The sequence below is a fragment of the Halobacillus litoralis genome, from assembly GCF_009856445.1.
Classification (GTDB): Bacteria; Bacillota; Bacilli; order Bacillales; family Halobacillaceae; genus Halobacillus; species Halobacillus litoralis.
This window is the reverse complement of sequence record NZ_WMFA01000011.1, coordinates 1-23,502: the sequence shown is the minus strand read 5'-3', so window position 1 is coordinate 23,502 and position 23,502 is coordinate 1. Positions and strand designations below refer to the sequence as shown.

Below are 23,502 nucleotides of genomic sequence, written 5' to 3'. Positions count from 1 at the left end.
ATGACAAACGGCTTTTTCTGAAACTTCAGGAAGAAATTGCGGATGATCTGTATCAACTGTATAATAACAATTATACGAGATTGGATTAGTACAGTTAGAAAGATTGGTGGGCGTATGGCAACAAAACATGAACAGATTCTTGAACATATAGAATCCCTGTCGGTCGGCAGTAAAATATCTGTCAGAAGAATAGCGAAAGCATTGAATGTCAGTGAAGGTACAGCCTACAGGGCTATCAAAGAAGCGGAGAATCAAGACCTTGTCAGCACCATGGAACGGGTCGGTACCATCCGAATTGAAAAGAAGAAAAAAGAAAACATAGAAAAATTAACATTTGCTGAAATTGTGAATGTCGTTGATGGTCAAGTACTTGGTGGACGAGAAGGTCTTTATAAAACGCTAAGTAAATTTGTCATAGGTGCGATGAAGCTTGAAGCGATGATGCGGTACACAGAAGCGGGTTCTCTTCTTATTGTGGGAAACCGGACAAATGCACATGAGCTTGCTGTGAAAGAGGGGGCAGCCGTTTTAATTACGGGTGGTTTCGATACAAGTGAGACGGTCAAAAAGCTGGCTGACGAGAAGAAGCTCCCTGTCATCTCTACCAGTTATGATACTTTTACCGTCGCAACGATGATCAATCGAGCGATTTATGATCAATTAATAAAAAAAGAAATTGTGCTTGTCGATGATATCTATACTTCCTATGAAGATTCAAAGTTTCTGCAAGCATCAGATTCCGTTGCCAGATGGCATGAATTTAACGCAGCCACAGGCCATAGCCGCTATCCGGTTGTAGATCAGCAGAATCGTGTAGTCGGTATCGTTACGTCAAGAGATGTAATTGGAAAAGATAAGGAGGCAAGGATTGAAAAAGTCATGACTCGAAACCCGATGACTGTTCATGCCAAAACCTCCCTTGCGAATGCTGCCCATGTCATGGTTTGGGAAGGGATTGAGCTGATGCCCGTTGTCGATCCTTCACATAAACTGCAAGGGATCATTTCCCGTCAGGATGTGTTAAAAGCCTTGCAGCATATCCAGAGGCAGCCTCAGGTAGGCGAAACGATAGATGATCTGGCCACAAATCGCATGGAGGTTATTACAGAAGACGACTCAAACCCTGTGTGGCAGACGAAAGTAACTCCCCAAATGACGAACCCACTTGGAACAATGTCTTATGGTGTTTTTATTTCGTTAATCACAGAAGCCTCAAGTCGGTTATTAAGAAAGTATAAAAAGGGCGATCTTGTTGTAGAAAACATTTCTGTCTATTTTATTAAACCTGTTCAAATTGAAAGTGATATCGAAGTGCGTCCGCAAATTTTGGAGGTCGGTAGGAAATTTGCCAAAGTCGATATCGAGGTTCACCATGGGAAATCAATTGTTGGGAAAGCCCTTCTTATGGCTCAGCTCATCGACCGATAAAAAAAGTCGCTGAACAACAGCGACTTTTCTTAGAATTCATGATTGAGGGCTTGTCCGGTGTTTTTGAAACTCTGCCTGGTAATGTTTGCTTGCTTTCCATCCCAAACGAGCTTGGAAAATACCAAGAGCAATGAATACAAGGCCTACAAAGAGTGAAAGTTTCGTTTGATAGAATACATACTGGTTAATTCCAAAGAAGAAAATGAAACTTCCAAGGAAAAGCTTGGATTTACTATTTAAGTATTCTTGAGTAAGTGGATCATTGGAACGAATAATCATGACCTTGTAGTAAATGTAGAGCACAAAAGAGACTAATATAAGGATCGGGAAAATAATCATTTGATCGACTCCTGCGTTTAATTTTCCCTTTTATTGTAGCTTGTTTCTACAGAAAAGGCTACCTGTACAGAGAATTCTATGATTCATTGACACGGAATACAAAAAAGGAGGACCTTTTTATGAATAAGAAGGCCATTATAAAAGCGATTAAAGATTATGAAGTGATCATCATCCATCGTCATGTGCGTCCAGATCCGGATGCCTATGGATCTCAGGCTGGTTTAGCAACAATAATTAAAGCCACATTCCCGCAAAAACAAGTGTTTATCACAGGTACATCTGAACCTTCCCTGGAATTTCTGGCAACGATGAATGAAGTACCTGATGAAGCTTTCAAAGGATCTCTTACGATTGTATGCGATACTGCGAATCAGGCTCGTATAGATGATCAGCGCTATGACCAGGGAGATCTTTTAGTGAAAATTGACCACCACCCCGAAGTAGATGCGTATGGGGATATCCAGTGGGTGGATACAACAGCAAGCTCCACTTCAGAAATGATCTATCAATTGTACGCTGAATTTGTAGGAGAAGGCTTGATTCTTACTGATGAGGCCGCTCGACTTCTCTATGCAGGAATTGTAGGAGATACGGGTCGGTTCCTCTTTCCAAGTACGACGAAACAGACGCTCTCTTATGCAGCTGACCTTGTGAATTTTGAGTTCGATCGACCATCATTATACAACGAAATGTATAAGACGCCTGTTCATGTCGCTAAGTTAAAAGGATATGTTTTACAGAATTTCACCGTTCATGATGCTGGTTATTCAACCATCCGTCTGGATCGCAAAACGTTGGATCAGTTTAACGTTTCACCGTCAGAAACGAGTCAGCTCGTAGGTTTGCTGGGAGATATAGAAGGGATGCTCGCATGGGCATTTTTCGTGGAGGAAGAAGATACCATCCGTGTCCGGTTACGTTCGAAAGGTCCAGTGATTAATGGAATTGCAGCTAACCATAATGGAGGAGGTCATCCGATGGCTTCAGGTGCTTCTGCTTCTTCATGGGACGAAACTGCTGAAATCGCAAAAGAACTTGAAGCTGTATGTCTGAAGTATAAAAAAGAGCAGGCAAACTAAGCCTGCTCTGCTTTTTTATCGTTTCAATTTGATTTCGAGGTGCAAATTCATGGTTTCAGAGACAATTAATCTCGTCACCTTCAACTCATAAGTGAAATCATCGACCACATAGTTTTTGTTTTCAATCGTCGAGATGATGAGATCCACTTGATCAGCAACGATGGAGACATCCTTACCAGATACAGTCACCAGCTGATCTTTGACTAAGGCATTCAGCTGATGTTGGGTCAACAGATCGATCTCCAGTTTTTTTGCATTTGTAAACACCACGCTTATTTCTTTGACACTCATGGGCTTGCCTTCTGACCCTTGATCCTGATTGTTCAGAAGTGTTTCATATTTAGCTTCCCATTCACTTAGTCGGGCTGTCATTTCGATATGTTCTTCTGTGTATTTTTGTTGCAGTTGACCATGAACGTAAATGAAAAAGGAGTAACCAATAATTGCTCCTAATACAAGACCTGCAAAGAAACGTCTCCATTCCTTATTTTTATGGTAGGCAGGAAAGTGCACTATATCACCTCATCACCCAATAACCATTCAAAAAGAAGCAGTGCTGTTTTTACCCCACCCATGGCAGCGACAATGATCATCACCTGCTTGAAGATATCAAAAGTGGAACCATCAAAAATTCCTTTTTCGAAGTTGCTTATGGCATCAAATGTTCCGCCGATGGCAGCGACAATGGCCCAAATCCTCAGCCCTTTTGCGATTCGGAACATGGATGTCAAAGCGGCTTCTCCTGTCAAAAAACTTCCTATACTACCGATAATGGTCCCGCCGACAATTACCCCGAACGCGATAAAGAAGCATTGGATCATGGATATGACTAAACGATCTTCCATCTTGTCCCTCTTTTCGCTATCTGAAAATAGTCTCTTACCTAACCATTATTCTTACGACCCTCTCTTTATGCAGAAGGCTTTCATCCTATCTCCAGAGTAGCTATAATTTACATGAAAGAAGGTGTGCGAAATGACGTTTACCCATTTGAATGTGCAATCAGGGTATAGCTTGATGAACAGCACGATTAAAATCAAGGACCTTGTTCGGTCAGCCAAAGAATCAGGGTTTGAAGCTGTTGCCCTTACTGATCAGGATACGATGAGCGGAGCGGTCTCTTTTTATGAGGAATGTAAGAACGAGGGATTAAAGCCAATCATTGGTATGAAAACCTCTGTCGTGGATCAAACATTCTCCTTTCCGATGATTTTGTTGGCGGAAACAACCAGGGGTTACCATAACCTCCTCGAAATAAGTACAATCGTACAAACAGAGAAGGAACACTTAACGCTTGAGCAGTTGGCCGGGTACAAAGAAGGGTTGATTTTCATCCAAATGACTTCGAGTTCCCCGTGGGCGGAGTCGATCTCTAATCGCATGACTGACAATATAGAGACGTCTAGAGAACGTTGGTTGGATCTTTTAGGACAACACCGTTTCTATCTAAGTATCCAGGATCGTGATCTTCATTCGGAACGCCAATTACATACACCATTAAGAGAATGGGTGAGTAAAAACGGAATGAAAGTCGTGGCCATAGGTGATGTGCGTTATTTGAACCGCGAGGATGCAGATGCTTTCCAATGTTTACGTGCGATTGATGAAGGGGCACGTTATAGCCCTGAAAACAATGACCACCACCACTATCTTAAGTCTCAAGAAGAAATGGAAGGTTTTTTCGGAGAATGGTGGCCCGAATCTCTAATAGCAACGGAAGATATTGTGGATGCATGCCAGGTTGATTTGGAATTGAACAGACAACTGCTTCCATCCTATCCTTCACCGGAAAATAAAAGCTCGGATGAATACTTGCGGCAGCTTTGTGAATCAACTTTGTCTCTAAAATACGACACGAAGAATCGTCAACAAGCGGTGGAGAGACTGAATCATGAATTGTCTATCATATCTTCAATGGGTTTCAGCGATTATTTTTTAATTGTATGGGATTTCATTAGTTATGCGAGAGAAAATGGTATTCACGCCGGCCCAGGGCGTGGTTCTGCCGCTGGCTCTATTGTGTCATACTTGCTTGGGATTACTCAGGTCGATCCTTTAGCGTATCAATTGTTATTCGAACGATTTCTCAATCCCGAAAGAATCACGATGCCGGATATAGATATTGATTTTCCTGATCACCGTAGGGACGAGGTAATCTCCTATGTTGCTGAGAAATATGGGAGCGACCACGTGGCTCAGATTTGTACATTTGGTACGTTTGCCGCAAGGAGTGTCTTGAGAGAGTTGTTCAAGGTATTGAAAGTAGATGAGAGTGATGCATCCTTCATTCTTCATCAAATCCCTAAAACCACCGCTTCGTCACTTGTGGAAGTCGTGAAGAAATCGGAGGAGTTAAAAGAATACATTAGAAACTCCGATCGTTTAAAGTTGTTGTTCCGAGTGGCTACGAAGCTGGAAGGACTTCCAAGGCATGTATCAACCCATGCAGCGGGTGTTGTTTTAAGTGAAGAGCCACTTGTGAAATATACAGCTCTGTTGAAGAGTCAAGGTCCTGTATCCTTAACCCAATATGCAATGGGTGACCTTGAGAAAGTAGGACTTCTTAAGATTGATTTTCTCGGTCTCCGTAACCTCTCTTTCCTGGAAAGGATGGAACAGAAAGTTAAAAGATATCGTCAAAAGGACTTTTCAATCAGTCGTATACCGCTTGATGATCATCTGACGTTTGATCTATTGAAACAAGGGAGAACCAATGGGGTTTTTCAATTGGAGTCTCAAGGAATGAAGAATGTACTGCAACGTTTAAAACCAAGTCATTTTGAAGATGTTGTCGCGGTTAACGCTCTTTATAGACCAGGACCGATGGAATACATCCCTTTATATATTGAAAGGAAGCATGGCCAGAAGAATATTGAGTATCCACATCCTGACTTAAAACCTATTCTTGCCCATACTTTCGGCGTGTTGGTTTATCAAGAACAAATAATGGAAGTCGCTCGTCGAGTTGCTGGATATTCCTTAGGAGAAGCCGATCTATTAAGGCGTGCGGTGAGTAAAAAGCAAGCCGATGTTTTAGAGGAAGAACGGATGAGGTTTATTCAGGGGTGTAAGTCGAAAGGCTATGTGGATTCAATTGCACACCAGTTATTTGACTGGATTGTAAAATTCTCTAATTATGGCTTTAACAGAAGCCATGCGGTTGCCTACAGCTTGATTTCCTACAGATTAGCTTATATGAAAGTTCATTACCCTTCTTACTTTATGGCAGAATTGATGAATGCTCATCTAGGAGATCATGAGAAGATGACGATGTATATTCGTGAAGCCAGAGATATGAAAGTGAAGGTGAAAGCTCCATCTGTGAATAGAAGTCAAGCCCTGAACACTGATGACTCTGGAGAAATAAGAGTTGGAATGACTGCTGTTAAAGGGGTGGGCTACCAGGCAGCTCAAGCGATTATTGAAGAGAGAGCAAAGGGGCCTTTTCGTAACCTTAACGATTTTTGTTTGCGTGTCGATGGAAAGCTTGTTCCCAGGAAGGTCATTGAATCCCTTGTTCTTGCGGGCGCCTTCGACGATCTACACCAAAATAGAGCGACTGTTCTTGCAAGCATCGATCAAGCTTTAGAACAGGGAGAGCTCTTTAAGGAGTTTCAAGATCAACCTGGCTTCTTTGGTAATGAATTGGATATGGAAATGGTGGAAGTGGAACCTTTCCCTCCTTTGAAACGTTTGTCGATGGAAAAAGAGGTGTTGGGCACATACATGTCTCAACACCCCTTGGGTCACCAAAGGAAAGACCTTGATAAGAAGGGTGTTCTTCCACTGCGAGAGGCTCAACGTTTGACGAAGAGACAGGTGGAGGTTGCCGTGGTAATTGATGGACTACGTGAAATACGTACGAAACGGGGCGACCCTATGGCATTCTTAACGATCAGCGATGAAACGGCTGAGATGGATGCGGTCCTTTTCCCGGAAGCTTATCGAAATATAAAAGTATGGGTGAAAGAACAGATGCTGGTGCACGTGAAGGGGAAAATTGATGAAAGAAAAGGACAGAAACAATTGATCATTAATCATGCGAACCCTTTAGGTATGAATGATGTACCAGGTGAAAAAAAGCAACGGCTGTTTATAAAGGTGACGGAAGACCATGAACACTATTCCATAGAAAAATTGAAAAAGCTTGCTGAATATTTCCCGGGGAATACACCAATCTTCATTTTTCGATCCGAAGATCGCGTGACTTATAAACTGGATGATACCTATTGTCTTGAACTCAATGATGTCTCTATGGGGAAATTGAAAGAATTTTTCGGGGAGTCATCTGTAGCTGTCAGGCCTGTGAAAGATGGGGCAGAACAATAAAAGCTCAGTCCGGATTTTTGTATTTCTTTACACTCTATATTCATCTGTTATAATTAAGAGGTTAATGGTGGTCAGACCACCAGGGTCGGTTCACTATAAGTCTAAAAGGAGAGTGTCGTCGTGTCGAATTTAAGAGATGAAGCTTTGCACATACATCGTGTGAATAAAGGGAAACTTGAAACCCATTCAAAAGTTCCAGTCAGGAATGCTAGAGACTTGAGTCTTGCTTATTCCCCTGGAGTGGCAGAACCCTGTAAGGAGATTTATGATCATAAAGATACGGTGTACGATTATACGATGAAGGGCAACATGGTAGCCGTCGTCAGTGATGGATCGGCTGTTCTTGGTCTTGGAAATATTGGTCCTGAAGCTGCTCTTCCAGTTATGGAAGGTAAAGCTGCTTTATTTAAGAGTTTTGCAGGAGTAGATGCATTCCCTATTTGTTTGAACACGCGTGATATTGACCAGATTGTGCAGACAGTAAAGTTGATGGAACCTACTTTCGGCGGTGTGAACCTGGAAGATATCGCCGCACCCAACTGCTTCATCATCGAAGATCGACTGAAGAAAGAAACGAATATCCCTATCTTCCATGACGACCAACATGGTACGGCAATCGTTACAGTTGCAGGGTTAATGAATGCATTAAAAATAACTGGGAAAACCTTCTCTGAAATTAAAGTGGTGGCGAATGGTGCTGGAGCTGCTGGAATAGCTATTATTAAATTACTCTATCATTTCGGTGTGCGTGATATTATTATGTGTGATTCCAAAGGTGCTATTTTTGAAGGCCGTGATTATGGAATGAACGATGTGAAAGATGAAATTGCTAAAATCACGAATAAAGACCGCACAGAGGGGAATCTTGAAGAGGTCATGGAAGGCGCGGATGTGTTTATTGGTGTATCCGTCGGTGGACTGCTCTCTAAAGAGACTGTATCTAAAATGAATGATGATTCTATCATCTTTGCCATGGCAAATCCAGAACCTGAAATTATGCCGGAAGATGCAAAGGAAGCCGGAGCGCGCGTCATCGGGACAGGCCGCTCAGACTTTCCTAACCAGGTAAATAATGTGCTGGCATTCCCGGGAATTTTCCGTGGTGCGTTGGATGTAAGAGCGACTAGGATCAATGAAAAGATGAAGATTGCAGCTGCTGAAGCCATTGCCTCCTTAGTAAGCGAGGATGAATTGAGTGAGGACTACGTCATTCCTGCACCATTTGATCCACGGGTGGCCCCAGCTGTTGCTGCAAGCGTAGCGAAAGCGGCGATGGAGTCCGGGGTAGCCCGCCATCATGTAGACCCGGAGGAAGTTGCAGAAAAAACGAGACAACTGACATTAATTGATGAAGATTGATATGAGAAGGGGAAGCTTTTCGGTTTCTCCTTCTACATAATATGATTGTGGTTAGAGATGAAAAGAGGTGTCCGTGTAACGTGGCCCAGGAGCAGCGAGGAAAAGTGTATGAAGGTGTTCTTCAACAGTTGAAATCATACATTGAAGAGCACCGGTTAAAGCCTGGAGATAAGCTGCCTTCAGAACGAGAGTTAAGTGAACAGCTGAATGTAGGCAGATCCTCAATCCGGGAAGCCTTTCGGGCGATGGAGCTTCTAGGATTGATTGAAACAAGAAGAGGCGAGGGCACCTATATGAGAGCATATCGTCCTTACCATATGGTCGAGCTGCTATCCAACTTCTTACTTAACGAATCCAGGACCAAGAGCGAATTGATGATTGCTAAACAAATGATAGAAAAAGAGGTACTGCTTTTGTTGAACGGGAGGTTAGCCAGCCAGGAGGATATGAGCGCATTAAAAACAATAATATCCGGCCATTCCTACACTCAGAGGCACCAAAAGGTATTTGAATATTTGTTCAGCCTTTGTGATCAACCTCTCCTTCTGTCGATGTGGCAATTCATCTCAGGATTTACCCATACTTTCCATGAGGTAAGCTATTCTGATGATTGGTATGAAGAAATGGTAACCGCCATGGAAGAAGAAAGTACAATGAATATTATACGTCTATTTCAATGATCGCATCGTGTCGAATCTATTTCGACAGAATAAGTCATATTATGAAATGGAATTTATGTATATTGATAAGAAAGGAAGCTTTGTCCCAAAGGAGGAATCACCTTGCTAAGAGACTTTTTCAGCAAGAAAAAAAGATACGCATCCATTCCCAGCCAAGAAGCAAAGCAGGATGTACCTGAAGGTTTGATGCAGAAATGCCCAAACTGCCAGAAAATCTTTTATAGAAAAGAATTGAATCGAAATATGAATGTCTGCCCTCATTGTGATCATCATCATCGGCTTAGTGCGTATGAACGCATCCAACACTTATTTGATGAGGAATCCTTTGTAGAGTGGGACAAGCACATGATTTCAAATAATCCGTTGCATTTCCCGGAATATGAAGAAAAACTCGAAAAAGACCGTCAAAAATCAGACTTGAATGAAGCGGTTGTCACAGGAAAAGCGAAAATGGATGGCATGGAAACAGCGGTGGCTGTTATGGATGCCCGCTTCCGGATGGGGAGCATGGGGTCGGTAGTAGGGGAAAAAATCACGAACGCTATCGAGAATGCCAGGAAAGAGAACCTTCCATTTATCATCTTCACCGCTTCCGGCGGTGCGAGGATGCAGGAAGGTGTTCTCAGTCTTATGCAAATGGGGAAAACATCAGTCGCTCTCCAACGTCATCATGCCGATGGTGGTCTTTTCATTTCAGTCATGACCCATCCGACAACAGGTGGCGTTTCAGCGAGTTTTGCCTCACTTGGAGATTATAATTTTGCAGAGCCTGGCGCTTTGATTGGATTTGCAGGTCGGAGGATCATCGAACAAACGATCCGCGAAAAACTTCCAGAGGATTTCCAAACAGCTGAATTCCTTCTGGAACACGGTCAACTGGACAAAGTCATTCATCGTCATGACATGAAAAAGACACTGACGACGGTTCTTGATCTTCATAATGTGGGAGGTGGCCAATCGTGAAACATGTACTCGAATTCGAGAAACCTGTCATAGAATTGAGAGAGAAAATTTCTGATTTGAAACGCCTGACTGAGAACAGTGAAATGGATCTTAGCGACGAAATCGTAACATTAGAGAATCGTTTGGAAAGACTTGAAACAGATGTGTATGATCGAATGGCTCCTTGGGATCGTGTACAAATGGCACGACACCCTGAAAGACCGACCACACTGGATTATATCGAATATCTATTTACAGATTTCCTTGAGATGCACGGAGACCGTACCTTTGGAGACGATGCAGCGATTGTATCTGGAATTGCTAAATTCAAAGGTCAACCCGTAACTGTGATCGGTCACCAGAGAGGTAAAGATACAAAAGAAAATATTCGTCGTAATTTCGGCATGCCTCACCCTGAAGGTTACAGAAAAGCACTCCGCTTAATGAAGCAGGCAGATAAATTCAAACGACCGATTATTACTTTTATTGATACAAAGGGAGCTTATCCTGGAAAAGCAGCAGAAGAAAGAGGCCAAAGTGAAGCGATTGCCAGGAACCTGATGGAAATGGCCGGTCTTACGGTTCCGGTGATATGCATAGTGATTGGTGAAGGCGGTAGTGGTGGAGCGCTCGGTCTTGGTATTGGAGATCGTATTTTTATGCTTGAGAACTCCACTTATTCCGTGATTTCTCCTGAAGGGGCTTCTTCTATTTTATGGAAGGATGCAGGCCTTGCACAAGAAGCAGCAGAATCAATGAAAATTACTTCCTATGATTTGAAGAAATTAAATGTAATTGATGCTGTGATTCCAGAGGTAAGAGGTGGAGCTCACAGAGATATCGAGGCTCAAGCCCGTGAAATTGAGAAAACCATTTCTGATTCTTTAGAAACGTTGAGCACTCTTGGGGTTGAAGAATTATTAGAAAAACGTTTCTTAAAGTACAAAAATATTGGCGATTACACGTATCTTGATTTATAATAGGATGGTTCAAAATAATAAGTCCGTAAAGAAAGGTCGCACTTGGGTGCGGCTTTTCGCATCTTAACAGGATGGTAACGCTATCATTGATGAATGGAATGTTGAAGTTTTATTAATTGAATAGACTAGAGGATAGGCTATCCTTATGAAAATAGACGGAGGTTTCGATTCATCTTTGGTTGGGGACAACATAAATAGAAAACTTTTGAGGTGATGAGAATGAAGAAAATCGGAGTACTTACTAGTGGGGGCGACGCTCCTGGAATGAATGCAGCGATTCGTTCAGTCGTTCGTAAAGCGATCTACCATGGTATTGAAGTCTATGGGATCAAATATGGCTACCAGGGATTGATTGATGGGGATATTGAAAAGATGGAGCTTGGTTCAGTCGGGGACATCATTCAGCGAGGAGGTACCAAGCTTTATTCTGCTCGTTGTGAAGAATTCAAAACAGAAGAAGGTCAGCTTAAAGGGATTGAACAAATGAAAAAACATGGCATCGAGGGCTTGATAGCCATCGGTGGTGATGGTACCTTTATGGGGGCAAAAAAAATTACGGAAAAAGGATATCCATGCATCGGTGTACCAGGAACGATTGATAATGACATCCCTGGAACTGATTTCACAATCGGTTTCGACACAGCCCTGAATACAATCATTGATGCTATTGATAAAATCCGTGATACGGCTACATCCCATGAACGTACATTTATTATCGAAGTTATGGGGCGTGATGCCGGTGATCTTGCACTTTGGGCAGGACTTGCGGACGGAGCTGAGAGTATCATCATTCCAGAATTTGACGATGATTTTGAAGACATCATCGATCGTCTGAAGCGCGGACATGACCGTGGCAAAAAGCACAGCATCATTATTGTAGCGGAAGGTGTCGGAAGTGCTGTAGACCTTGGTCAAAAGATTGATGAGGCCGCTGGATTGGAATCACGCGTGACTGTTCTTGGTCACACACAGCGTGGTGGTTCTCCAAGTGCCGCTGACCGTGTACTGGCAAGTCGTCTCGGTGCTTATGCGGTAGACTTATTATTGAACGGACAAGCCGGTCGTATGGTAGGTATACAGCAGAATAAATTGGTGGATCATGATATTGTAGAAATATTGAATTCGAAGCATGAGATCGACTTTGATATGTATCGTCTCTCCAAAGAATTATCTATATAATGCAAGAGGCACTTGAGGAGGAAATAAAATGTTTAGAAAAACAAAAATCGTAAGTACAATCGGACCTGCTTCTGAGTCTGTAGAAAAATTGACCCAGCTGATCGAAGCAGGGATGAATGTCGCTCGTTTGAACTTCTCTCACGGAGATTTTGAAGAGCACGGAGCTAGAATAAACAATATTCGTGAAGCTTCGAAAACGACTGGAAAGACTGTAGCTATTTTACTTGATACAAAAGGTCCGGAGATCCGTACAGGTACACTTAAAGATGGAGAAGTCTATTTGGAAAAAGGCTCTACGACTTATGTATCTATGGACGAAATTGAAGGGGATGCCGAACGCTTCTCTGTCACTTACCCTGGATTGATTAATGATGTTCATCCAGGCTCCAAAATCCTGTTGGATGATGGCCTTGTTGAACTTCAAGTAGAAGAAATTGATAAAGAGAATAATGAAATCAAGACGACTGTATTAAACAATGGCCCATTGAAGAATAAAAAAGGTGTCAATGTTCCTAATGTAAGTGTCAACTTGCCTGGAATTACGGATAAAGATGCGAAAGATATCGAGTTCGGGATCGAGCAAGGGGTTGACTTTATTGCTGCATCTTTCGTACGTCGTGCATCAGATGTCCTGGAAATTAAAGAACTTCTTGAGAAGCATAATGCCAGTCACATTCAAATCATTCCAAAAATCGAAAACCAAGAAGGTGTCGATAATATCGACGATATTCTTGAAGTCAGCGATGGGTTGATGGTTGCTCGTGGAGACCTAGGTGTTGAAATTCCAGCTGAAGATGTACCACTTGTACAGAAGCGCTTGATTCGTAAATGTAACGAAGCTGGAAAGCCTGTCATTACAGCTACCCAGATGCTTGACTCTATGCAGCGTAACCCACGTCCGACACGTGCAGAAGCTTCTGACGTTGCCAATGCCATCTTCGATGGTACAGATGCGATCATGCTATCTGGGGAAACAGCAGCAGGAGATTATCCTGTTGAGGCTGTTCAAACGATGCATAATATTGCGAGCAAAACAGAAACCGGCTTAAACCACATGGCGTTATTACAAGAGCGCTCTAAGCATAGCGATATGACAATAACGGATGCAATCAGTCAATCGGTTACTCATACAGCGATTAACTTGAACGCAGCAGCCATTGTTACACCTACAGAAAGTGGTCACACAGCCCGCATGATTTCTAAGTATCGTCCGAAAGCTCCAATTGTAGCGATTACTTCTGATGAAGAAGTAAATCGTAAACTATCTCTCGTTTGGGGTGTTTATGCTGTGATGGGTCCACGTGCTTATTCTACGGATGATATGCTGGATGTTGCGGTTGAACGTAGCCTTGCATCCGGTCTTGCCATTCGCGGAGACCGTGTAGTCATCACTGGTGGTGTACCAGTTGGTGAGAGTGGTACGACGAACTTGATGAAAGTTCACGTTATTGGGGATGTACTTGTCAAAGGACAAGGAGTTGGTCAGAAGAGCGCTTATGGACGTGCTATCGTTACAAAAAATGCACAAGAAGCGATCGACCGCGTCGAAGATGGAGACATCCTGGTCACGCAAGGAACAGATCGGGACATGATGCCAGCGATTGAAAAAGCTGCCGGAATCATTACCATGGAAGGAGGACTTACTTCTCACGCAGCTGTTGTGGGATTAAGCCTTGGAATTCCAGTAATTGTTGGAGTAAATGATGCTCTTGAATTAATTAAGGATGGTTCTGATATCACGATTGATAGTTCACGCGGTGATATTTACGAGGGTCACGCAAGCGTATTATAAAATGGAAACAAAATAAAAGAGGCAGAGGAGTATTTACTTCTCTGCCTTTTCTTTTCATTGTATCTGTAAAAAAGGTATAATAGAGGAAATGGAAAGAAGGGAAGATTCTATGTTTCGTTGGTTATTGCTTTTTATTTTAGTAGTACCCGCCTTAGAAATTGGTGTACTCATATGGACAGGAAACTTAATCGGACCCATCTGGGTCATTCTTTTAATTATACTGACAGGCGTTTTAGGTGCATGGCTGGCCAAAAAGCAGGGGCTAGAAACAATCAGGAACTTCCAACAATCCGTTCAATACGGACAAATGCCTCAAGATACACTTTTAGATGGTGCCTGCATACTTGTTGGTGGAGCTGTATTGCTCACCCCTGGTTTCATTACGGATGCTATTGGATTTCTATTGTTGTTTCCGGCAACGAGGTTGCCGATCAAACGGGTCATACGAAATGCGATTCAAAAAGCTATGCAAAAAGGGACAATTACAATATACAGAAAATAAATGCAAACTCAGAGAAGCCTTTCTCTGAGTTTTTTTGTTTTGTTATAGATATGATCTCTTTTAGATGGGCTCCTGAATGTGGGAGATTTATTTATCTAAGTGTATCTGGGTTCTTTATCCATGGTAAGCTCCAGGGATGGCTGTAAATGACCAGCAACTTTTCAAATGCTCCTCTCCATGGCTATGGTCTCCCAATGATGTAACTCCAAATTTCCTTCGTTACTCCTGTTTTCACTAATGTCTGTACCGTCATGAGGGCGATGGGACTGATCAACATTCCCAATCCACCAAACAATTGAAAACCGAGAAAAAGGCTAATGAGGAGGATGATAGGTGGGACCCCGAAATGATCGGCGAGCAATTTTGGTTCCAGTGTTTGTCTTGTAAGTATCACAACCATATAAAGAATGGATAAACCGATGGTCATCATGAATTCTCCTGTGAGAAATTGATAAATGATCCACGGAATAAAAATGATCCCTGTTCCGACATAAGGAATGAAATCGACAAGTGCAGCAAGAAATGTTATGGTCAAAGGGTGTGGTGCTCCAATGATTAATAACCCGGTAGCGATGATAGAAGTTGAAATCATAACGAGCATGCACTGCGCCCGGATCAGTCCTTTAATTGTTTGAATAAATTCGTCCTGGAAGATGTACATACGTGCCGACAGTGTTTCAGGAAAAACTTTTTTTAAAAACTTCATAATAATATTCCAGTCTTTACATATGAAAAAAGTAGCAAGCAGAGTAATGAAGACAAAAGCGAAAGAGGATGGAAGCTCTGCAAGAAAAATGCCTGTAGCTTCAAGTGCGCTGTTTAACAAGGAGAGGCTTGTCTCACTGAATTTGTCCTGAGCCACCTTCAGATATTCTTCCAATGTTTGCTGCTGATTTACACTTAATTTGTCGGTGAATGCTTGCCCTTTTGATAATAAGGGGCTTAAAGTATTCATAACTTTTTGAGTCAGGTAATTCGTTAGTAAAGAGAAGTGTCCAGGAACTCCGGCCGCCAAATACTGAATACCACGAATGATTTCAGCCACCAATAAAGCCAACAGCCCTCCCGCAAGCCCACCGAAAATAAACAGAACTAGCAATATAGACATGCCTCTTGGGATCCTGAGGTGTGTGTTAAATAATTGAATAAAGGGTTGGAAGAAGACAGATAACAGAATAGCAAAGATAAATGGCTGCAAGTATATCCAGGAAAAATAAGTGAAGAATAGAAGGCTGATTGTACTAAGGATGACTAGAATCGAACGTTGTATCATTTTTAATATTTGGTTATCCAAATTATCCACCTCCCCTTTATGAAAATGAGTATGTTTTTTTAATTGCAGTGAAAAAGATAGGAACGAATGTATAAATTCTAATAATTATGTAGGAATATTCGATAAAATCCTGCAAAATTAAACGGTTTCAATTCACATTCTCTTCAGAATACTTTATAATTGTCTGTGGGGTAGTTTTCCTATAAGGGTAAATAAGCAAATAGTAAAGCGTTTTCTTATTTGAGAGTATTAAGGAAAAAGGAATTTTTGAAAGGGAGAGATTGTATGTCATCATCAACTAAAGGTCTTGAAGGAATTACAGCAACTGAATCATCCATAAGTTCAATCATCGACGATAAACTGACATATGTCGGATATGATATCGATGACCTGGCAAATAACTCCAGTTTTGAAGAAGTTGTCTACCTTCTCTGGAACCAGAAGCTACCAAACAAAAAAGAATTGGCTGCTTTTAAAGAAGAACTTATTTCAAATATGGACATTCCGACTGAAGTTGTCGATCATCTGAAGTCTTATGATCTATCGACAGTACACCCTATGGCTGCTTTACGTACAGCTGTTTCCATGCTTGGGCTCTATGATCCTGAATCTGATGTCATGGAAGAGGAAGCGAACAAGCGGAAAGCACTGCGTTTACAAGCAAAAATCCCTACAGTTGTCACTGCTTTTGCCCGTATCCGTAAAGGTGAAGAGCCGGTTGCACCTAAAAAAGATTTAAGTTTTGCAGGAAATTTCCTTTATATGCTCAACGGAAAAGACCCGGAAGATTTGGAAGTGGAAGCTTTTAATAAAGCACTAGTTCTTCACGCTGATCATGAACTGAATGCGTCTACTTTTACAGCTCGTGTCTGTGTAGCTACGCTTTCTGATGTCTACTCCGGCGTAACAGCTGCTATTGGAGCTTTGAAAGGGCCATTGCACGGCGGTGCGAATGAACGCGTCATGAAGATGCTGACGGAAATTGGTAGCGTCGAGAACGCGATTCCGGCCATTGAGAAAAAGCTCGAAAATAAAGAAAAAATCATGGGTATGGGCCACCGTGTCTATCGTTCTGGTGATCCACGTGCAAAACACCTGAGAGAAATGTCCCGTGAATTAACAGGACTTACAGGACATTCTAAATACTATGAAATGTCTATTAAAATTGAGGACTATATCAAAGAAAATAAAGGTCTTCCTGCAAACGTGGACTTTTATTCAGCTTCTGTCTATCATAGTCTTGGAATCGATCACGATATTTTCACACCAATCTTTGCTGTTTCCCGAGTGTCCGGCTGGTTGGCACATATTCTCGAGCAGTACTCCAACAACCGTCTGATTCGTCCTCGTGCGGAATACGTAGGACCGAAAGGACAAAGTTATACACCAATTGAGGATCGATAAGAGCGCTGCCGTAATACCGGCAAGCCTCCCTTTTTATTCAACCTATTTTAACGTATGATAGAAAAGGATGATCCATCCATATTTCTTACAAAATATTAGGAGGGTTTATTGTGACACAAGCACAAAAAATTACAGTAGAACAAAACGGATCACTAAATGTACCAGATCGTCCGGTTATTCCTTACATCGAAGGTGATGGAATCGGTCCTGATATTTGGGCAGCCGCAAGCCGCGTCATCGAAGCTGCCGTGGATAAAGCATACAATAGTGAGAAATCCATCGAGTGGAAAGAAGTACTTGCTGGTCAAAAAGCATATGATGAAACAGGTGAGTGGCTTCCAGAAGCGACACTGGATACAATCAGAGATTACAAGATTGCAATTAAGGGTCCTTTGACAACTCCAATTGGTGGAGGAATCCGTTCATTGAACGTAGCCCTTCGTCAAGAGTTGGATTTGTTTACATGCCTTCGTCCTGTACGCTACTTCGAAGGAGTACCTTCTCCAGTTAAGCGTCCAGAAGATACGGACATGGCAATCTTCCGTGAAAACACTGAAGATATTTATGCAGGTATTGAGTGGCAAAAAGGAACACCAGAAGTGAAGAAGGTCATCGACTTCCTTCAAAATGAAATGGGTGTACATAACATTCGTTTCCCTGAAACTTCCGGAATCGGAATTAAGCCGGTATCTGAAGAAGGTACAAAGCGTCTAGTTCGTGCAGCAATTGATTATGCATTAAACGAGGGTCGTAAAAACGTCACGCTTGTACACAAAGGAAACATTATGAAGTTCACAGAAGGCTCCTTCAAAGCATGGGGTTATGAAGTTGCTGAAGAGGAGTATGCGGATAAAGTATTCACTTGGGCAGAATATGACCGTATCGTAGAAAAAGAAGGAAAAGAAGCAGCAAACAAAGCTCAGGATGCAGCAGAAGCTGAAGGTAAGATCATCGTAAAAGATGCCATTGCAGATATCTTCCTTCAACAGATTCTTACTCGTCCAAAAGAGTTCGATGTTGTTGCAACGATGAACCTGAACGGAGATTACATCTCTGATGCACTCGCTGCACAAGTCGGTGGAATCGGGATTGCTCCAGGGGCAAACATCAACTTTGAAACAGGACATGCGATCTTTGAAGCGACACATGGTACAGCTCCTAAATATGCGGGTCTTGATAAAGTGAATCCGTCTTCTGTTATCCTTTCTGGTGTGCTTATGCTTGAACACCTTGGTTGGAGAGAAGCGGCTGACTTGATCACGAAATCTATGGACAAAACGATCGGAAGTAAAGTAGTCACATATGATTTCGCTCGTATGATGGAAGGCGCAACAGAAGTGAAGTGCTCCGAGTTCGGTGATGAACTGATTAAAAATATGGATTAATCAATAAGGGAGAGTGGATCATGATGGCTATTCGTAGAAACAAAGTATCCGTAATCGGTGCTGGTTTCACTGGTGCCACGACAGCGCTTATGCTCGCACAAAAAGAGCTGGGAGATGTTGTTCTCGTTGACGTTCCTGATATGGAGGATCCGACGAAAGGGAAAGCTCTGGATATGCTGGAAGCGAGTCCTGTACAGGGTTTTGATGCCAAGGTTACTGGAACTTCTGATTATAAGGATACGAAAGATTCAGACCTTGTCATCATCACTGCAGGAATAGCTCGTAAGCCTGGTATGAGTCGTGATGATCTGGTCAATACAAATTCAAAAATCATGAAGAGTGTGACGAAAGAAATTGTCAAAAACTCTCCAGATTGTTTTATCGTTGTATTGACGAACCCTGTTGATGCCATGACCTATTCTGTATTCCAAGAGGCTGGTTTACCTAAGAATCGTGTCATCGGACAGTCCGGCGTCCTTGATACAGCACGATTCCGCACGTTTGTTGCTGAAGAACTTAATGTATCCATCAAAGACGTCACAGGCTTTGTCCTTGGTGGCCACGGTGATGATATGGTGCCCCTTACACGTTATTCTTTCGCGGGTGGAATTCCTTTGGAGAAGTTAATTTCAAAAGAGCGCCTGGATGCAATTGTAGAAAGAACGCGTAAAGGTGGAGGAGAAATCGTCGGTCTTCTTGGAAATGGAAGTGCCTATTATGCACCTGCTGCTTCATTAGTTCAAATGGCAGAAGCGATTTTGAAAGATCAGCGTCGTATTCTTCCTTCTATTGCTTATTTAGAAGGGGAGTATGGATATGACGGGATCTATCTGGGCGTTCCTACTATCCTTGGTGGCAATGGAATTGAAGAGGTCATTGAGCTGGAACTGACAGAAGAAGAAAAACAGCAGTTGGATAAATCGGCGGATTCTGTTAAAAACGTGTTGAATGTATTAAAATAAAAGAGAAGGGATTCGAGGAAAACCCTCGGATCCCTTTTTTGACCAGTTAGGAAAACGCTTACAAGAGGTGAGGATATGTTAGGCAAAAAGAGAAAGCTTGGTAAGAAAATCAATGACATAAGATCCGGAGAGAAATTTGAAACTTCCTTTACAGTAGAAGATCGTGATTTACTTATGTATCTAGGCTTGACGAATGATGCAAATCCTTTGTATATCCAACATGATTATGCTTCACAAACCCCCTTTAAACGCCCAGTGGTCCCAACAGTAATGGTCTTTGGTATGGTGTCTTCCATTGTATCCATGCATTTGCCTGGTCCGGGTAGTCATATCATCCACCAGAATCTAGAATACCCTAAACCTGTGTATCATTATGGAGAAGTTCGTTTTCTAGCGGAAGTAACAGCCATTCATAAAGAAGAGCATGAAGTGGAACTTCATGTTACAGGATATGATGAAGAAGGTGATGAAGTAGTCAAAGGAACGCTTATCGTCCGCCCTCCGTACGAACCTGATTCCATGAATGCCATCTCCCTTGAAAACTTTTATTAAACAAGAGAATGTAGATTAGGTATCACCTATAATGGCAAGCCGCTTGTACTCGAGAGAGACTGGCGGCTTGTCCTCTTTTTTAACATCTTTGGTCCATCCGGACGTTTCATCACTCTTTGTAAGAATGAAATAATTGAGTGTATTCAAGGGATGAAGAGAAACTTAATGTCTATATTAAGATTAAGTAAAAATAGTAAAGTTCCGTATTCAAATTGTAAACTTCGTTGTATGATGAAAGTAACTTGTAGTTGAGGTGATGGCATTGGAACAGAAAATTTTAATTGTAGATGATGAAGAATCTATTGTGACTTTATTAAAATATAATATCGATCAAGCTGGATTTGAGACAGACGTGGCCTATAATGGTACAGATGCGCTTGAAAAAGCATCGAAGAATCATTTTGACTTAATTGTTCTTGACGTTATGCTCCCGGGAATGGATGGAATGGAAGTATGTAAGAAATTAAGGCAAATGCAAGTGAATACACCTGTACTCATGTTGACCGCTAAGGACGATGAATTTGATAAGGTTCTGGGTCTTGAGCTTGGGGCTGATGATTATTTGACCAAACCATTTAGTCCTAGAGAGGTTGTAGCTAGAATCAAAGCAATCTTAAGAAGAATGGTTCGTGAAAATGTTGTAAACGATCAAAAGGTTATTCAGATTGCCGATCTATCTATTTACCCTGAACAATACGAGGCAACCATTAAAGATGAACCTTTAACATTTACGCCGAAAGAATTTGAGCTTCTTCTTTACCTTGCACAAAACCTGGGGCGTGTTCTTTCCAGAGACCAACTGTTAAGTGCTGTATGGAATTATGATTTCGCCGGCGACACTCGTATTGTTGATGTCCATGTGAGCCATTTACGTGAGAAAATTGAACCCGAGACGAAAAAGCCAGTGTATATAAAAACCATACGCGGGCTTGGATATAAAATGGAGGAGCCTAAGTAAATGGGTTCTAATACTAGGCCACTGATGACCTATGCGGTTTTAGTGGTCATTGTCATGCTTGGGCTGGGAATTATCCTTGCGCAGCTGACTCGTGGCTATTTTATTAATATATTTGAACAACGTGTAGAGTTGGAAAGTCAATATTTCATCACGTACTTGGATCAATTTACCGAAGACCGTGAAGTAAGTCAGGATGAGTTGTATAACTTCAGCGAACAGCTGAATACAGGTATGGTTTTTATATCGGATTCAGGAGAAACAATGATTGATACAGTTGGGGCTGTGCCAGTCATTAGTGAAGACGAAAAGCAGGAAGTCATGGCAAGGGTAGAAGGTGGTACTTCGCAGGTGAATGAAGGGCAAATGCTCGATGATATTTTCTATTACCCTGTGAATAACAGTGTAGATGATATAAATGGCACCCTTATCCTTCTCTCACCCGTGGAAGCTTTGACCAATATTACAAAGAATATTTGGCTTTTAATCGGTTTTACGTTACTTCTTGGTCTTTTAGTCATTTTTGTTATTGGGTTTAACGTATTCTCTAAATATATTCGCCCTATTCGTTCAGCCGCTAATGTAGCCACACAACTTGCAAAAGGAAATTATAAAGCAAGAACTTATGAGGGGCACTTTGGCGAAGCAGGTCAATTAAGCCAGTCAATTAATATTCTTGCCAGAAATCTGCAGGAAATGACGAGTACAAAGGGGATGCAGGAGAATCAGTTAGAAGCAGTTATTAATAATATGGGCAATGGGTTAGTACTCATTGATGAAAAGGGATATATTCTCCTTACGAATCGTGCGTTCTTAGAAACGTTTAAAGGTGTACAAAACGATTTTATTGGTCATTTGTATCACGATGCTATCCCTTATACAACGATTCACGAAACCGTCCAGAAAATCTATATGTTCGAGGAAACGATAAGCGAAACGTTTGTGTTGCCTGTTAATATCGACAGGAAACACTTGGAGGTAACCGGAGCACCCATCTTTAGCGAAGACCGAAAATGGAGAGGGGTTGTCTTAGTATTTCATGATATATCAGAGCTGAAGCAGCTGGAGCAAATGAGAAAAGATTTCGTAGCTAATGTATCTCATGAATTAAAGACACCTATTACTTCCATCCGCGGCTTTTCAGAAACCTTGCTTGATGGGGCTATGAAAGATGAAAAGATGCTCGAGCAGTTTTTACAAATCATTTTAAAAGAAAGTGGTCGTCTGCAGTCCTTGATTCAAGACCTTTTGGAATTGTCCAAACTTGAAAGAGATGACTTCCTTTTAAATGTTGAACAGATTGAAGTTCAACGGTTATTAAATGACTTACTGCCGATTGTGGAACAACACGCTGACCAAAAACAAGTGAAACTTCATGCTTCCGTGCAAGGAAATACGAAAATACAGGGTGATTCCAGCCGCTTGAAGCAAGTGTTTATGAACTTGCTTACAAATGCCATTAATTATTCAGGTGATGAAGGGGAAGTTACATTAGAATTTCAAGAATCAGAAAACCATGTAACGATTAAAATTACTGATAATGGCGTAGGAATACCAAAAGAAGAAATATCCCGGATCTTTGAAAGATTCTATCGTGTGGATAAAGCGAGAAGCAGGAACTCCGGAGGGACCGGACTCGGTCTTGCCATTGTTAAACATATCGTGGAAGCACACGAAGGGACCATCCATGTGGAAAGTGAAGTGGATGTCGGGACGGCGTTTTATGTTGAGATCCCTAAGAAGTTTACGGAAAATTAATATTTCATTAAATTAAGGTTAACAATACTTCGATAGAATACCAATGAAACCCTTTCATCCAAGGTGTTTTCTCTTTTTGGCAGAAGCTTCCCTCGCTTCTGTCTTTTTTTGTCTTCATTTAGTTAACTTCTTGTAAAAATACACTTCAGTTTTCCTTTCTATCCAAGGCGCAATTCGTAATTAACATTCCACTATATGGCAGGTTTCTTGAAGACTCAGTTTCGAGCCTTATGCTGAGTGGATGGGGGCTGCGGGGAATAGCTCGCTTTCCGCGGGAGCGCGGTGAGCCTCCTCGGACTGCGTCCTGTGGGGTCTCACCCTGCACTTTTTTCCCGCAGGAGTCTCGCCATTTCCCTTCGCCCCTTTAACCAAGTATGGTTCTCGAAACCACTACTTAAAAATCAGCTTGTATGGATATGAGAAGTGAATGATTTAAACTCTACCTCGTTGACGTTTAGCATACGCAAATGCTTGATAGAACGCACTATATGCCCGCATAGGGGAGAAGATTTGGAACCTTATTTATGAATACAGGTGTTCGAATCATCCACTTCCCTCAACCATTCAAGCTGACCCTTTTAGAAGTGGTTTCGAGACACTTATA

At 41.9% G+C, this 23,502-nt stretch carries 20 protein-coding genes; 16 read left to right on the top strand and 4 right to left on the bottom strand.

The genetic code is table 11. From position 1 onward, the window contains the following. The first annotated feature begins 114 nt into the window (after nucleotides 1–114). On the top strand, nucleotides 115–1,428 hold the full coding sequence (locus GLW00_RS17485) for a DRTGG domain-containing protein (RefSeq protein WP_160916232.1): 1,314 nt from the start codon (nucleotides 115–117) through the stop codon (nucleotides 1,426–1,428). 36 nt (nucleotides 1,429–1,464) lie between these two features. On the opposite strand, the gene GLW00_RS17480 is transcribed toward GLW00_RS17485, so the two are convergent. Further along, nucleotides 1,465–1,767: a YtpI family protein gene (locus GLW00_RS17480; protein WP_160916230.1), complete on the bottom strand. Its 303-nt coding sequence runs from the start codon at nucleotides 1,765–1,767 to the stop codon at nucleotides 1,465–1,467. Between the two features lie 119 nt (nucleotides 1,768–1,886). Between GLW00_RS17480 and GLW00_RS17475 the strand changes: the two genes are divergently transcribed. Further along, nucleotides 1,887–2,846 (top strand): DHH family phosphoesterase, encoded by a 960-nt coding sequence (locus GLW00_RS17475; RefSeq protein ID WP_160916228.1) that lies wholly within the window; start codon nucleotides 1,887–1,889, stop codon nucleotides 2,844–2,846. Between the two features lie 15 nt (nucleotides 2,847–2,861). On the opposite strand, the gene ytrI is transcribed toward GLW00_RS17475, so the two are convergent. Further along, nucleotides 2,862–3,359, bottom strand: coding sequence for a sporulation membrane protein YtrI (gene ytrI / locus GLW00_RS17470; protein WP_160916226.1), 498 nt, complete (start codon nucleotides 3,357–3,359; stop codon nucleotides 2,862–2,864). Continuing rightward, the gene (gene ytrH / locus GLW00_RS17465) at nucleotides 3,359–3,691 is read right to left on the bottom strand and encodes a sporulation membrane protein YtrH (RefSeq protein ID WP_160916224.1); all 333 of its coding nucleotides are present in this window, start codon (nucleotides 3,689–3,691) and stop codon (nucleotides 3,359–3,361) included. Before ytrH ends, ytrI begins: the two co-directional genes overlap by 1 nt. Nucleotides 3,692–3,821: 130 nt before the next feature. On the opposite strand from ytrH, the gene dnaE reads away from it, so the two are divergent. The 8 genes from dnaE to GLW00_RS17425 all read left to right on the top strand — a co-directional run bounded on the left by dnaE (nucleotide 3,822) and on the right by GLW00_RS17425 (nucleotide 14,609). Next, a complete protein-coding gene (gene dnaE, locus GLW00_RS17460) occupies nucleotides 3,822–7,175 on the top strand; it encodes a DNA polymerase III subunit alpha (RefSeq protein WP_160916222.1) in 3,354 nt (1,117 codons plus the stop codon). 120 nt (nucleotides 7,176–7,295) lie between these two features. Then, a complete protein-coding gene (gene ystJ, locus GLW00_RS17455) occupies nucleotides 7,296–8,534 on the top strand; it encodes an NADP-dependent malic enzyme (protein ID WP_089650539.1) in 1,239 nt (412 codons plus the stop codon). An 80-nt stretch (nucleotides 8,535–8,614) separates the two neighbouring features. Further along, nucleotides 8,615–9,214, top strand: coding sequence for a FadR/GntR family transcriptional regulator (locus tag GLW00_RS17450; RefSeq protein WP_160916220.1), 600 nt, complete (start codon nucleotides 8,615–8,617; stop codon nucleotides 9,212–9,214). A gap of 102 nt (nucleotides 9,215–9,316) precedes the next feature. Further along, a complete protein-coding gene (gene accD / locus GLW00_RS17445; RefSeq protein ID WP_160916219.1) occupies nucleotides 9,317–10,177 on the top strand; it encodes an acetyl-CoA carboxylase, carboxyltransferase subunit beta in 861 nt (286 codons plus the stop codon). Continuing rightward, nucleotides 10,174–11,136: an acetyl-CoA carboxylase carboxyl transferase subunit alpha gene (gene accA, locus GLW00_RS17440; RefSeq protein WP_160916218.1), complete on the top strand. Its 963-nt coding sequence runs from the start codon at nucleotides 10,174–10,176 to the stop codon at nucleotides 11,134–11,136. Before accD ends, accA begins: the two co-directional genes overlap by 4 nt. A gap of 219 nt (nucleotides 11,137–11,355) precedes the next feature. Then, nucleotides 11,356–12,315 carry a 6-phosphofructokinase gene (gene pfkA / locus GLW00_RS17435; protein WP_160916217.1) on the top strand — a complete coding sequence of 320 codons (960 nt, stop codon included), beginning with the start codon at nucleotides 11,356–11,358 and terminating at the stop codon, nucleotides 12,313–12,315. A 28-nt stretch (nucleotides 12,316–12,343) separates the two neighbouring features. Next, entirely contained in the window at nucleotides 12,344–14,107 is a 1,764-nt protein-coding gene (pyk, locus tag GLW00_RS17430) for a pyruvate kinase (RefSeq protein WP_160916216.1), read from the top strand. Nucleotides 14,108–14,216: 109 nt separating this feature from the next. Next, nucleotides 14,217–14,609 (top strand): FxsA family protein, encoded by a 393-nt coding sequence (locus GLW00_RS17425; protein WP_160916215.1) that lies wholly within the window; start codon nucleotides 14,217–14,219, stop codon nucleotides 14,607–14,609. A 181-nt stretch (nucleotides 14,610–14,790) separates the two neighbouring features. Here GLW00_RS17425 and ytvI read toward each other — a convergent pair whose 3' ends face one another. Continuing rightward, complete coding sequence (ytvI, locus tag GLW00_RS17420) at nucleotides 14,791–15,903, bottom strand: sporulation integral membrane protein YtvI (protein ID WP_160916214.1); 1,113 nt, start codon at nucleotides 15,901–15,903, stop codon at nucleotides 14,791–14,793. Between the two features lie 264 nt (nucleotides 15,904–16,167). Here ytvI and citZ point away from each other — a divergent pair, with 264 nt between their 5' ends. From citZ to pnpS, 6 genes are all read left to right on the top strand, one after another. Beyond that, nucleotides 16,168–17,286 carry a citrate synthase gene (gene citZ / locus GLW00_RS17415; protein WP_160916213.1) on the top strand — a complete coding sequence of 373 codons (1,119 nt, stop codon included), beginning with the start codon at nucleotides 16,168–16,170 and terminating at the stop codon, nucleotides 17,284–17,286. Between the two features lie 110 nt (nucleotides 17,287–17,396). Further along, complete coding sequence (icd, locus tag GLW00_RS17410) at nucleotides 17,397–18,671, top strand: NADP-dependent isocitrate dehydrogenase (protein ID WP_160916212.1); 1,275 nt, start codon at nucleotides 17,397–17,399, stop codon at nucleotides 18,669–18,671. 23 nt (nucleotides 18,672–18,694) lie between these two features. Further along, the gene (mdh, locus tag GLW00_RS17405) at nucleotides 18,695–19,633 is read left to right on the top strand and encodes a malate dehydrogenase (RefSeq protein WP_160916347.1); all 939 of its coding nucleotides are present in this window, start codon (nucleotides 18,695–18,697) and stop codon (nucleotides 19,631–19,633) included. Between the two features lie 75 nt (nucleotides 19,634–19,708). Further along, nucleotides 19,709–20,185 carry a MaoC/PaaZ C-terminal domain-containing protein gene (locus GLW00_RS17400; protein ID WP_160916211.1) on the top strand — a complete coding sequence of 159 codons (477 nt, stop codon included), beginning with the start codon at nucleotides 19,709–19,711 and terminating at the stop codon, nucleotides 20,183–20,185. Nucleotides 20,186–20,447: 262 nt separating this feature from the next. Then, complete coding sequence (locus GLW00_RS17395; protein ID WP_160916209.1) at nucleotides 20,448–21,143, top strand: response regulator transcription factor; 696 nt, start codon at nucleotides 20,448–20,450, stop codon at nucleotides 21,141–21,143. Continuing rightward, entirely contained in the window at nucleotides 21,144–22,898 is a 1,755-nt protein-coding gene (gene pnpS, locus GLW00_RS17390) for a two-component system histidine kinase PnpS (RefSeq protein WP_160916207.1), read from the top strand. The last annotated feature ends 604 nt before the right edge of the window (nucleotides 22,899–23,502 follow it).

Coding starts and splice junctions, on each gene's coding strand:
- mdh (WP_160916347.1), top strand. CDS start 18,695: ATGGCTATTCGTAGAAACAAAGTATCCGTAATCGGTGCTGGTTTCACT.
- ytrH (WP_160916224.1), bottom strand. CDS start 3,691: ATGGAAGATCGTTTAGTCATATCCATGATCCAATGCTTCTTTATCGCG.
- dnaE (WP_160916222.1), top strand. CDS start 3,822: ATGACGTTTACCCATTTGAATGTGCAATCAGGGTATAGCTTGATGAAC.
- GLW00_RS17400 (WP_160916211.1), top strand. CDS start 19,709: ATGTTAGGCAAAAAGAGAAAGCTTGGTAAGAAAATCAATGACATAAGA.
- pyk (WP_160916216.1), top strand. CDS start 12,344: ATGTTTAGAAAAACAAAAATCGTAAGTACAATCGGACCTGCTTCTGAG.
- pnpS (WP_160916207.1), top strand. CDS start 21,144: ATGGGTTCTAATACTAGGCCACTGATGACCTATGCGGTTTTAGTGGTC.
- GLW00_RS17480 (WP_160916230.1), bottom strand. CDS start 1,767: ATGATTATTTTCCCGATCCTTATATTAGTCTCTTTTGTGCTCTACATT.
- pfkA (WP_160916217.1), top strand. CDS start 11,356: ATGAAGAAAATCGGAGTACTTACTAGTGGGGGCGACGCTCCTGGAATG.
- GLW00_RS17425 (WP_160916215.1), top strand. CDS start 14,217: ATGTTTCGTTGGTTATTGCTTTTTATTTTAGTAGTACCCGCCTTAGAA.
- citZ (WP_160916213.1), top strand. CDS start 16,168: ATGTCATCATCAACTAAAGGTCTTGAAGGAATTACAGCAACTGAATCA.
- GLW00_RS17475 (WP_160916228.1), top strand. CDS start 1,887: ATGAATAAGAAGGCCATTATAAAAGCGATTAAAGATTATGAAGTGATC.
- GLW00_RS17485 (WP_160916232.1), top strand. CDS start 115: ATGGCAACAAAACATGAACAGATTCTTGAACATATAGAATCCCTGTCG.